Here is a 10,574-nt window from a genome sequence, read left to right on the forward strand (position 1 = left end):
ATTTTCAGTGATTGAGGAGCCTGAACCCTATTCACTGAACTTGAAATAGCGCCCTCTATAGAGGGCGTTACCTTATCTAGTCACTTACCTGCCTAATGAAAGACTGAGCACGCCACCATAGATGAAACTCGTCAAGCTCGTACATTTATTCGATGACTGGTTTCAAAAGTGTCAAAATACCCGAATCTAGCCACCGAGTAAGTATGTTCCATGGTCTTCAAACGAAAACCGATTCTCCTCAATCGAGTTGAAAAGTGGTTGAGTACATCAACAACAATTTGGATAAGCCATTGACCATCGCCGAGCTGGCCAGCATTAGTTGCTGCTCTCGCTGGCAACTCCAACGCGTCTTTCAAGAGCAAGCAAAGCAGAATATCGCTCAATACGTTCGTCAACAAAAGCTCAGAAGTCAGTTATAGCCGCGCCTTTAAACAACTTTTTTCTGTTTCACCGCGACAATACAAGCAGCAAGGTATTCTAAAGGGCAGCCAGTGACCACGCATGCTCAATAGCCAGCACGTCGAATACGCTAAAGCACACATCGATTGCTTGAGCATTCCCGAACAAACTTATGCGGTTATCACGCATATTGGTCCCATTGCGAATTTTCCTAAAACATTAGATTGGGTACTGCACAATTGGTTACCACACTCTGGCTATTACGGAGAAGAGGGATATAAACTGGAGAGTTATCCAAGCCATTATGACCCTACGGGGGTAGACGTAAGTATGGAATTTTGGCTTCCGATTCGCTCTGAAGACAACAAATAGCACCACTACTTATTAGCTCACTATCAATAAAACTTGCACCAAATGGTTAAGTATCACAAAATTATAGCGATGTAATGCAAATAAAACTAATTATCAATCACATTCACAACTCGTTAAGTAAATTCTCTAATGATGCTAAACAGAAAACTATCCCAAATCACTGTAATGGTCGCCATATTGTTGCCTTCAACCAACGTACTGTCTTCGCCAGACGTATTGGCAACCACGTCTAACTCTGTTCATCCGTCCACAACAACAGATGAACAGATGACCGTTTTAGGGAAAACGTATCGTAATACCGCAACCAAAACCTATCTAACACCTGAAGAAACACCACAAACGCTCAACATTATTAAAAGCAAAGAAATGGAACAACGTGGAGCCAAGTCCGTCATGCAGGCACTGCGTGACCTTATTATCTGAGCTCAGTGTTATGGCCCATACACACAACCTACAAGCGCTAACCAACATTTCGGCACAAGTTTCCCCACTGCTAAGTGCCTTATCTGAAAACGGTTGCGTCATTACCCCTGAAGTCTGCGCCAATAGCGAAATCCATACCCTTTATCATTTTTGGAAAAGCCGCCATCCAGAGGCGGGGCGCATTTATTGGCAGACTCGGACTTGGACAATGCTCATCTGGCAACCTGTCACCGTCGCACTCATTGCTAGCTACTACTCAAAACGCGTACCCACGCTGAGCTCAATGACGCAAGGTGTCAATCGAGAAACAGGCGTAGTCGGCACGTTTGACTTCCTAGTTCACAATTGGCAGGCCGGTAATCAACATGAACGTCTGAGCTTTGCCGCTGATGAGCTGACCGTACTTTTAGATGACTTAGCAAATCAACTCGATAACGTCTGCAGAATAAGTCCATCCACTCGAGAGAAACTGACCGCTGATACCGTAATGGAAATGCTGCTTCGTGGTTTAAAACAAATGGTCGTCAATCAACAATTAGTAAACGAGCATATACCCGTCACCTTCTCCCACGAGATCAAGCATTGGCAGCAAGCACTTCAACTTCCCTCAGCCCGTTTTGGGCAACTAAACGTGGTGAGCGATGGGGAGTTTTTCATACAAAAACGCGTGTGTTGTATGCACTACCGAAGATCCGATGGCACTTATTGCCATGGCTGTCCTCAAAAAAAGCAAACACCATCTACTAAAATTATTTAATTTCATTAAGTTATAAAAACCACAACGAAGTTAGTGACGTTTTTTTACATCCAGGTGATTAAGAGATAACAAATGATAACTCATATCAATATCATTTAGACTGTATTTCTTATAGGAGTTGCAATACAATAAGCGCGCTTAAAAAGCGCATAAAGGTAGTACAGCACCTCTAACGCGCCGTGCTTGATAGCGCGATTAAATAGACAGACTCACCAAGCCTATTGAGTGTGTTTGCCATCAGAATTCAATTAAACAACTGGTACTTTCTAGTAGAAGAAGGCTCTTGAAATGAACAAAACGCTCGTTCGCGCCGCATTGTGCACCCTCCCTCTGCTCCTTAGCAGTGGGCAGACGTTTGCCAACGACCTCAACAACGCAAGAAATGTTGAGGCTCAAACCATTACTCAAGGCGCGCAAAGCCAACAGCGAATCAACAAAAGTAGTGATAAAGCGTTTGAGCTGAAATCAGAGATCGCCGCACTGGAACAAGAAGTCTCCAACTTAGAAGTTTACCAGCGTCACCTACAATCAGTGGTGGATAACCAACAGCAAGAGCTATCGAGCATCGAAACACAATTAGTTCAGATCAACGATACCCGTCAAGGGGTTGTCCCTCTGATGTACAAGATGTTAGCTGGTCTTGAACAGCACATTCAGCAAGACAAGCCGATTCGTATCGATGCTCGCCTCGCCCGCTTAGATGAACTCAAATCTCTGATGCCGCAAGCTGATGTCAGTGATGCCGAAAAATATCGTCGTATCTTAGAAGCGTACCAAATTGAAATGGATTACGGCATCAAGCTAGGCAGCTACCGCTCACGAATCGATGTGGGCAGTGGCATAGAAGCAGAACAGCTTTACCTTGGGCGCCTATCGCTCGTCGCTCGCAGCCTAGACAGAAATCAGTACTGGTCATGGGATCACGACAAAAAAGCGTGGGTGAATGTTGAAGCTTCGCTCTCATCCTATATCGACCAAGCGTTTGCGATTGCAAACAAACAAACGTCACCAACCTTAATGACGCTTCCTGTTTCTCTTGCTAAGGATCCGAGCTAATGCGTTACCTAACTTTATTGATCGCCCTATTCACAGTTAGCTTCTCACCACTGACCCCTGCAGCAGGCACACTCACCAGCGAAGCAAAAACGGCGCAGCAACAAGAGAAGCAGCATAACGCATCGCGTGAAGCTAAATTTAAGCAAGAGCAGCAAGCGCTTTTAGCTAAGAAAAAGCAACTTGCCGAACGCAAAGCACAACTGGATGCATCCATTACTTCGCTCAGTGATCAGTTTTCAACCAATGAGAAAACTTTAGCTGAGCAACAAAAGCAGCTGCACCTGCAAACAGGCAGTTTGGGTGAGCTTTTTGGTGTCGTCCGTCAATCCGCTAAAGAGCTTCAAGTCGAACTGAGCCACTCTGTCGCCAACACAGAACAAATCCAACAACGCGCTGACATCGACACGATTGTGGCTGCGAAAACCTTGCCATCCATCCAAGAGCTAACCACGTTATGGCAAGCTTTTAACGCTCAAATTAGTAGCAGTGGAACCTACGCGACTATCACGGTTCCATTCGTAACAGGCGCAGGTGAAGTCACGACTATTGACGCCGTACGATTAGGTAACTTCGCTCTACTTGCGAAACAAGGTCCTATTAACTGGGACGGGCAACTCGCCAGCGACTTCCCTCGCCTACCTGATAATGTATCTCGCTATGAGGACGCTAATAACATCGTCACTGGACAGACCGCCGTTATTATCGATCCAAGCCGTGGCGATATTTACCACCAACTTGCTGAAAACCCGACGCTTACCCAACGTTTTGAGCACGGTGGTGTCGTAGGTAAGATCATTGCAGGCCTATTCCTGATTGGCCTTGTCATTGCGCTTTATCGGGCCGTGGTACTCCTACGCATCGAGCAACAGATTGGCAAGCAGCTAAAAACACCAGAAACCCCAACGAATAACCCATTAGGTCGCGTTCTTAGCGTTTATAACCACGATAAAAAGATGAATGTCGAAGCGCTTGAATTACGTCTTCTTGAATCAATAATGGACGAACAACAACACCTAGAGCGCGGTCTAAGTATGCTTAAATTGATTGCCGCACTCGCACCAATGCTGGGATTACTTGGTACGGTGACTGGCATGATTGAAACATTCCAAGTCATCACACAGTTTGGTAACGCCGAGCCTCGAGTCATGGCCGGAGGCATCTCCATGGCATTGGTGACAACCGTTCTCGGTTTGATTACCGCTATGCCACTGCTTCTAGCCCATAACTTATTGAGTTCAAAAGCTGACGCGATTCGCAATATTCTAGAGCGTCAAAGTGTTGGCCTTGTTGCTGAGCAGGCCGAAGTGCACTCGACCGAGCAGAGAGCGAGCTATGCTGCATAATTTGGCCCAATGGCTACCTGGCTCAGAGCATCTGAGCCAATTTATGAATCAAGGCGGGCCTATTCTTTGGTGGCTCGCTGCGGTTGTTATCGTTTTTTGGATGGTCGCATTTGAACGCGTGCTCTACTTTTCTCGATACTTCCCACAGCAAAAGCGTGTTTGGACACAGAAGTGGTCTCAACGTAGCGACCACTTTTCATGGTATGCCCGCGCTCAGCGTGACGCCATACTTAGCGACGCTGAAAACCAATTAAAACAGCACCTCAACTTACTAAAGTGCCTACTGGCGTTGTGCCCTATGCTTGGGTTGCTGGGAACCGTAACCGGCATGATCACCGTCTTTGATACCTTAGCCGCCCAAGGAAGTGCTCAGCCTCGCCTTATGGCGGCTGGCATTTCCATGGCAACGATTCCAACCATGGCCGGTATGGTCGCTGCACTTTCAGGAATGTTAGCTTTTTCCCGTATCCAAAAGTGGAGCAATAAGCATTTGTTCCAATTAGAACAATTACTGAGAAGTGACCAAAGCAAAGCGACTGACTTGCAAACGGTCACAGATAATCGCATAGGAAATACACAATGAGACTTGGCCACCGTAAAAAACAGCAAGAAGAAGCCAATATCGACATGACCTCAATGCTTGATATCGTTTTCATTATGCTGATCTTTTTCATTGTCACCAGCTCCTTCGTTCGAGAGTCTGGCGTCGATGTGAACCGCCCGCAGGCCAGCCACGCGGTAAGCCAAAAAGACGCGGGAATTTTTGTCGCGATCACCGCCAATAACGAAGTGTTCATTGATAAACGTCGTGTCGACGTTGAACGTGTACAAGCCACTATTGAGAAGCTTCTTCTCGAGCAACCTAGCGCGTCCATGGTCATTCAAGCAGACAAGCATGCCTTCAATGGTACCGTCGTACAGGTGATGGACAGTGCAAAAGGAGCTGGGGTAACCAAAATTGCTTTGGCAACGGAGAGCCGATAATGGTGCGCTTTCTATTAAGCATTCCTTTTGCTATCGCTTTCGCATTTACGCTGTTTTCCTTTATGAGTTGGATGATAGACATTGGTCCTAAATCCAAGCCAGAAGAGTCTGCTCGCCTTAGCTATGACTTAGTGATGATTGAACCGGAAAGTGAAACAGCACGACGTACACGCGTGCTTCCTGAACCTCCCCAAATGCCAGCGACACCACCAGCGGCAGCCGCAGTCGAGCAGAGTTCGCAGACCTCGTCGGTGCAGACACCTAGCACACCGCAACTGCCGAATATTGCGATATCAACACAAGTTGCTGGCGTGGCGATGAACGCACCAAGTGTGCCCGATATTGGTCGCAACCAACAAGTCATGCCGCTTCACCGCAAAGAGCCACGCTATCCGCGCCGAGCCATTCAACGAAATATGGAAGGTTACGTCGTGATGTCATTTACTATTGACGTCAATGGCCGCCCAACCGACATTAAAGTGGTTGAAGCCCAACCAAAGCGCATTTTTGAGCGCGAAGCTATGGTGGCTCTCAAACAGTGGAAGTATCAGCCGATGGTCGTCAATGGCACCGCGCAGCCACGAGTAGGCCAAACGGTTAAATTGGAGTTTAAATTAAACCAATGAACAAACTAATCTCATACATTGGACTTGTACTAGTTTGTAGTCTGTCGTTTGCTCAAACCGCAATAGCAAAACAAGAGCTAGGAATGCGCACCGCCACGCAGGTGTCAAAAGCCTATTCGCTGGAGCAGGAAGATAAGCTCAAAGATGCTATTACCTTACTAGAGAAACTCAAGCCAAGCGCCAACTATGACCAAGCTTACGTCGCAAGAATGCTCGGCATTTATTACTGGCAAGCCGAGCAAAGTGAACTGGCAATCAAACAGTTACAAATTGCCGTTAATACTGGCGCCTTTACTGGTGAACAAGGCTGGCAAACAGAACGAATGCTAGCTGAACTGTTATTATCAGAAACCAAAGCTGAGCAAGCACTTGTCCACTTTGACGCTCTTGTGAAATCAGCGGGCAGTCTCGATATCCCTAAAGAACAGATAACCACCGCCTGGCTCAATACCGCTCGAAGCCACTACCTATTACAACAATGGACACCATTGCTGACGGCTATTAAGCAGTATCACAAATTAGATAGCACTCCGAAGCTACAGCCACTAAGTCTACAACTCAGTGCCGAGCTGCAACTGTCTCACTTAAAAAGCGCGATCATCACCAGTCAAAAGCTGCTGGCTCTTCAGCCTAACAATGCCATGTGGTGGCAGCAGCTCAGTGCCCTCTATATGCAGACTAAACAGTATAAACTGGCACTCGCGACACTGGTCTCCGCGCAACGAGCTGGCATTGATATGCCGGAATCGATGCAAGTTAGCATGGCACAATTGTATGCCCAACAAGGCATTCCTGAAAAGTCCGCTCACCTCTATTCTGACTTGCAAGTTAATGACACTGATATTGAAACCATCATCAAACAAGCGACACATTGGCAGATGGCAAGGGAATGGCACAACGCTCAGCGTTCATGGCAAGCCGCGGCGCGCTTAAATGCAAAATATTACGAGCAAGTTTCGCGACTTGAACTTCAGCAAGGCGCGTTTGACGCAGCCTTAATATCACTGAGTAAAGTGACAGGCATAAGCTTGCAAGAAAAACAGATTTTACAGATACGAGCGTATGTGGGCCTGAAGCAATATGAGGCAGCAAAAAAACTCGCGCAAGCAGCACACAGAGAAAAGCCTAGCTCTCAAACCTCTGATTGGCTGGACTATCTAGACCAAATGACCAAGACGCGCTAACAGAAAACCACAAAAAATGGCACCGTCGTGGTGCCATTTTTATAAGAGTTCAACCGTGAATTACACGCTCTCATTCTCATTTTGTCTCACCCGATCCGCAAGTTGCTTGTACTGATCAGCAATGGTGTCGCCAAATACCGGATCGTCATCCACTTCGGTCCACAACGCTTCTACTGCTTGCCAATCCGCAGTCGTAAACTTTTTCTCAATCAACGGCAGCACCGACTGCTCTTCAAGATCAAGGTGTTGCTTTTGATTGCGAATGAATTCCGCTAACTTAGTGGAAAAAATCTCATGAGGCACCACCGCGTCTTGTAAAATCATCTCGACAATCGCGAGAAAATCATGGGTTTTATCCGACAATTCATGGTGCTCTATTTCAAGATTTGAAATCGTCACTTGCTGCCCGTAGTGCTCAATAAAATAACGATAGAGGATATCTTCTTTCGGGTGGTGTATCTTTTCAGAGTGCACCGTCAGATAATCGACAATCTCTTTGATGAGTGAATAATTGACGGGCTCCTCACGTTCCAGCAGGTGCAACTTACGATTCAGTATCGCGAGCAAACGAACCATATAGCCGTGCTCGCGCCTTATTCTTTCGATCATCATCGCCTATCTCCCTTAAGTCCTTATTCTTAATAAGTGTATAGGAGATTTAGAAAGTGTGCTTTGACTATGCTCGAAAAACAGACAATTAGCCTTCGCAACTAACAAGCTTAGGCTGCCAATCAATAGCGGTTTTACCCATATTTTTCAGCAGCATATTAGTTTGAGAAAAGTGCTGGCAGCCAAAAAATCCGCGCCGTGCAGAGAGAGGAGAAGGGTGTGGGGCGGTAAGCACATGATGGCGTTCACGATCAATCATCATACCTTTTTTCTGAGCATGCGCGCCCCAGAGTAGAAAGACAACGCCTTCACACTGTTGGTTAAGGGTATCCACAATATGATCGGTAAATACCTCCCAACCTGCTTTGGAATGAGAATGAGCAGCCCCTTGCTCGACAGTTAAGACCGTATTTAGCAGCAATACGCCTTGTTGTGCCCAGCTTTTTAAATAGCCATGCGTAGGAATTTCAAACCCAGAGATATCCTCAGCCAATTCTTTATAGATATTGACCAGCGAAGGCGGCGTTTTCACACCGGGTAAAACAGAAAAGCACAAACCATGAGCCTGCCCCTGCCCATGATAAGGATCTTGGCCTAATATCACGACTTTAACCGCATCAAGATCGGTCAGTTCAAAAGCATTAAACACGTCTTCCTCAGGTGGATAAATCACCTTTCCCGCTAGCCTTTCTTGCGCGACGAAAGATAACGTCTGCTTGAAGTACGCTTGCTGATGCTGGCTTTCTATAACATCACGCCATGTAAGTGTCGTCATTCGTATTCCCCAGAATTTAAAACCCTGGGGAGTTTATCATTGCAAAAGTCACCATCACTACTGATTTAACAACAGTAGACTCGAACGGCACTTTTAATGACCTTTTTGCTGTGGGGTTCGAAAGTGTCCCTGCCCCGTCACGTGGCGATTGGGAACAGGATAGCGGCTTGCGCGCATGGCATGGGGTTGGGAAGCAACAGTTCGAGACATAATGGCACCTACTTATTCACACTACTTAAATTCACACTATTATTGTTGATGATTCATTTTCCAGAATCACACTTTTATGCAACGTGCATGAAACTAAGTATGAAAGAAAGATGCCAAAGATCCATGTAGTGATCAAAAAAATCATCTTTTAATGGCAAATCGTCTCAATTGTTGGATTTCATCAGCCCAAATTTCAGGCTCAATCGTTTCTAAAATCAATGGGATAGAATCAAATCTCTCATCTTGCATAATATACTCAAAACATGCCCAGCCAATCTCACCTTTACCTAAGGACTGGTGACGGTCAACACGGTCTCCCAAGGCTATCTTTGAATCATTAAGGTGCATCGCGCGCAAATAGTGCATACCAACCACCCTATCAAATTCTGAAAATGTTGAGTGGCACGCTTGCTTGGTTCGTAAATCATAACCCGCTGTAAAGGTATGACAGGTATCAATACAAACCCCTACACGACTTTTATCTTCAACTTTATCAATGATGTGAGCAAGATGTTCAAAGCGCCACCCTAAGTTAGTACCTTGACCAGCCGTATTTTCAATCACCGCAACGACGTTGGGGATGCGCCGATGTGCGATATTGATCGATTCCGCAATCCGATCTAAACACACATCTTCAGCTATCTTTTTCAAATGACTGCCAGGGTGGAAATTCAGAAGTGTTAAACCTAACTGCTCACAACGTGCCATCTCATCGACAAACGCTTCTCGAGACTTTGCCAACTTATCCTGCTCTGGTGCCCCTAAATTAATCAGATAAGAGTCATGGGGCAGGATTTGCTCAGGAAGAAAGTCATATTTACGACACTCAAGCTTAAACCGGTTAATGGTTTCTTCGGTTAGTGGCTTTGCTGCCCATTGCCTTTGATTTTTGGTAAAAAGAGCAAAAGCATTCGCGCCAATTTCCGCCGCCCTCTGTGGCACATTATCTACTCCACCAGCCGCCGATAAGTGCGCCCCTATAAATTTATTCATACTTTATCAACCCGATCTATGTCACATATTTAAAACTGTTATTTAGCGATCTTATACTTTCACATTTAACTATTGAAGCCCTTGTTTTTCGGTCACCTAGCGTCATGAATCACCCAAAATGTAGTTTTATTACTACATTTGACACTTAAAATAAATTTTAATGTATAAAATATTGTTTTAAAGCCTTTGTTTAAGAGGGTTTATTGATATAGGTCAACAAAACAACCTTACTTAGATTAATGTTTTTTGTTGTAATTTGATCTAAATCAATACTAGAATACCTATTATTAGGTATATATAGCTCAGCTCAACAAAATTTGAAAATTAACACCACAACAATACCGCTTTAAAGTGGTTCAGGAGATAGTGATGATTCAAGGTATCCAAATTACTCAAGCAGCAAACGACGACCTACTAAATTCAATCTGGTTGCTTGACGGTGAAAAGAACGAAGCTCGCTGTGTTGCAGCAAACACAGGGTTTGAAGCAGACCAAGTCATTGCAATCAGTGACCTTGGCGAATACGAAAGCCGTGAAGTTGCGATTGAAACTGCGCCTCGCATTGAAGGTGGTCAACACCTAAACGTTAACGTTCTTAAACGTGAAACACTAGAAGACGCGGTTGCACACCCAGAGAACTACCCTCAGCTAACGATCCGTGTATCGGGTTACGCTGTGCGTTTTAACTCTCTAACGGTAGAGCAGCAACGTGACGTAATCGCTCGTACCTTTACTGAGTCTCTATAATTTAGAGATCGCAGATATAGAAAAAACAGACGCTTCAGCGTCTGTTTTTTTATGCCCTGAATAAATCGAGGGTGTAAAAAAGCCTCCTTAAAAGGA

General features: G+C 45.4%; 14 protein-coding genes. 11 read left to right on the forward strand and 3 right to left on the reverse strand.

Features of this window, described 5'->3' with window-relative positions; all coding sequences use genetic code 11:
• Positions 1 to 254: 254 nt before the first annotated feature.
• The 10 genes from MD535_RS26410 (at position 255) to MD535_RS18095 (ending at position 7,144) form a co-directional block, all read left to right on the forward strand.
• The gene (locus MD535_RS26410; RefSeq protein ID WP_265676427.1) at positions 255 to 419 is read left to right on the forward strand and encodes a hypothetical protein; all 165 of its coding nucleotides are present in this window, start codon (positions 255 to 257) and stop codon (positions 417 to 419) included.
• 82 nt (positions 420 to 501) lie between these two features.
• Complete coding sequence (locus MD535_RS26415; protein ID WP_265676428.1) at positions 502 to 771, forward strand: GyrI-like domain-containing protein; 270 nt, start codon at positions 502 to 504, stop codon at positions 769 to 771.
• 129 nt (positions 772 to 900) lie between these two features.
• Complete coding sequence (locus MD535_RS18060; protein WP_265676429.1) at positions 901 to 1,194, forward strand: hypothetical protein; 294 nt, start codon at positions 901 to 903, stop codon at positions 1,192 to 1,194.
• 10 nt (positions 1,195 to 1,204) lie between these two features.
• Positions 1,205 to 1,951 carry a siderophore ferric iron reductase gene (locus MD535_RS18065; protein ID WP_265676430.1) on the forward strand — a complete coding sequence of 249 codons (747 nt, stop codon included), beginning with the start codon at positions 1,205 to 1,207 and terminating at the stop codon, positions 1,949 to 1,951.
• A gap of 288 nt (positions 1,952 to 2,239) precedes the next feature.
• A complete protein-coding gene (locus tag MD535_RS18070; protein ID WP_265676431.1) occupies positions 2,240 to 3,007 on the forward strand; it encodes a DUF3450 domain-containing protein in 768 nt (255 codons plus the stop codon).
• The gene (locus MD535_RS18075; RefSeq protein WP_265676432.1) at positions 3,007 to 4,350 is read left to right on the forward strand and encodes a MotA/TolQ/ExbB proton channel family protein; all 1,344 of its coding nucleotides are present in this window, start codon (positions 3,007 to 3,009) and stop codon (positions 4,348 to 4,350) included. Before MD535_RS18070 ends, MD535_RS18075 begins: the two co-directional genes overlap by 1 nt.
• Entirely contained in the window at positions 4,340 to 4,933 is a 594-nt protein-coding gene (locus tag MD535_RS18080; protein WP_265676433.1) for a MotA/TolQ/ExbB proton channel family protein, read from the forward strand. Before MD535_RS18075 ends, MD535_RS18080 begins: the two co-directional genes overlap by 11 nt.
• A complete protein-coding gene (locus MD535_RS18085) occupies positions 4,930 to 5,334 on the forward strand; it encodes an ExbD/TolR family protein (protein ID WP_265676434.1) in 405 nt (134 codons plus the stop codon). The genes MD535_RS18080 and MD535_RS18085 overlap by 4 nt, the downstream gene beginning before the upstream one ends.
• Complete coding sequence (locus MD535_RS18090; protein WP_265676435.1) at positions 5,334 to 5,960, forward strand: energy transducer TonB; 627 nt, start codon at positions 5,334 to 5,336, stop codon at positions 5,958 to 5,960. Before MD535_RS18085 ends, MD535_RS18090 begins: the two co-directional genes overlap by 1 nt.
• Positions 5,957 to 7,144 carry a tetratricopeptide repeat protein gene (locus tag MD535_RS18095; protein WP_265676438.1) on the forward strand — a complete coding sequence of 396 codons (1,188 nt, stop codon included), beginning with the start codon at positions 5,957 to 5,959 and terminating at the stop codon, positions 7,142 to 7,144. The genes MD535_RS18090 and MD535_RS18095 overlap by 4 nt, the downstream gene beginning before the upstream one ends.
• Positions 7,145 to 7,204: 60 nt before the next feature.
• Here the strand turns inward: MD535_RS18095 and MD535_RS18100 are convergent, their stop codons facing one another.
• The 3 genes from MD535_RS18100 to nfo form a co-directional block, all read right to left on the reverse strand.
• Positions 7,205 to 7,756, reverse strand: a complete 552-nt coding sequence (locus MD535_RS18100; RefSeq protein WP_265676439.1) for a hemerythrin domain-containing protein — start codon at positions 7,754 to 7,756, stop codon at positions 7,205 to 7,207.
• Between the two features lie 85 nt (positions 7,757 to 7,841).
• A complete protein-coding gene (ung, locus tag MD535_RS18105; protein WP_265676442.1) occupies positions 7,842 to 8,528 on the reverse strand; it encodes a uracil-DNA glycosylase in 687 nt (228 codons plus the stop codon).
• Positions 8,529 to 8,879: 351 nt separating this feature from the next.
• Complete coding sequence (gene nfo, locus MD535_RS18110; RefSeq protein WP_265676443.1) at positions 8,880 to 9,731, reverse strand: deoxyribonuclease IV; 852 nt, start codon at positions 9,729 to 9,731, stop codon at positions 8,880 to 8,882.
• 369 nt (positions 9,732 to 10,100) lie between these two features.
• Here nfo and grcA point away from each other — a divergent pair, with 369 nt between their 5' ends.
• Positions 10,101 to 10,478 carry an autonomous glycyl radical cofactor GrcA gene (grcA, locus tag MD535_RS18115; protein ID WP_250617491.1) on the forward strand — a complete coding sequence of 126 codons (378 nt, stop codon included), beginning with the start codon at positions 10,101 to 10,103 and terminating at the stop codon, positions 10,476 to 10,478.
• Positions 10,479 to 10,574 lie beyond the last annotated feature (96 nt).

The organism is Vibrio qingdaonensis (assembly GCF_026191675.1).
GTDB classification, from domain to species: Bacteria; Pseudomonadota; Gammaproteobacteria; order Enterobacterales; family Vibrionaceae; genus Vibrio; species Vibrio qingdaonensis.

Coding starts and splice junctions, on each gene's coding strand:
- MD535_RS18070 (WP_265676431.1), top strand. CDS start 2,240: ATGAACAAAACGCTCGTTCGCGCCGCATTGTGCACCCTCCCTCTGCTC.
- MD535_RS18065 (WP_265676430.1), top strand. CDS start 1,205: ATGGCCCATACACACAACCTACAAGCGCTAACCAACATTTCGGCACAA.
- MD535_RS18085 (WP_265676434.1), top strand. CDS start 4,930: ATGAGACTTGGCCACCGTAAAAAACAGCAAGAAGAAGCCAATATCGAC.
- MD535_RS18090 (WP_265676435.1), top strand. CDS start 5,334: ATGGTGCGCTTTCTATTAAGCATTCCTTTTGCTATCGCTTTCGCATTT.
- MD535_RS18095 (WP_265676438.1), top strand. CDS start 5,957: ATGAACAAACTAATCTCATACATTGGACTTGTACTAGTTTGTAGTCTG.
- MD535_RS18100 (WP_265676439.1), bottom strand. CDS start 7,756: ATGATGATCGAAAGAATAAGGCGCGAGCACGGCTATATGGTTCGTTTG.
- grcA (WP_250617491.1), top strand. CDS start 10,101: ATGATTCAAGGTATCCAAATTACTCAAGCAGCAAACGACGACCTACTA.
- MD535_RS18060 (WP_265676429.1), top strand. CDS start 901: ATGATGCTAAACAGAAAACTATCCCAAATCACTGTAATGGTCGCCATA.
- MD535_RS18080 (WP_265676433.1), top strand. CDS start 4,340: ATGCTGCATAATTTGGCCCAATGGCTACCTGGCTCAGAGCATCTGAGC.
- MD535_RS26415 (WP_265676428.1), top strand. CDS start 502: ATGCTCAATAGCCAGCACGTCGAATACGCTAAAGCACACATCGATTGC.
- nfo (WP_265676443.1), bottom strand. CDS start 9,731: ATGAATAAATTTATAGGGGCGCACTTATCGGCGGCTGGTGGAGTAGAT.
- MD535_RS18075 (WP_265676432.1), top strand. CDS start 3,007: ATGCGTTACCTAACTTTATTGATCGCCCTATTCACAGTTAGCTTCTCA.
- ung (WP_265676442.1), bottom strand. CDS start 8,528: ATGACGACACTTACATGGCGTGATGTTATAGAAAGCCAGCATCAGCAA.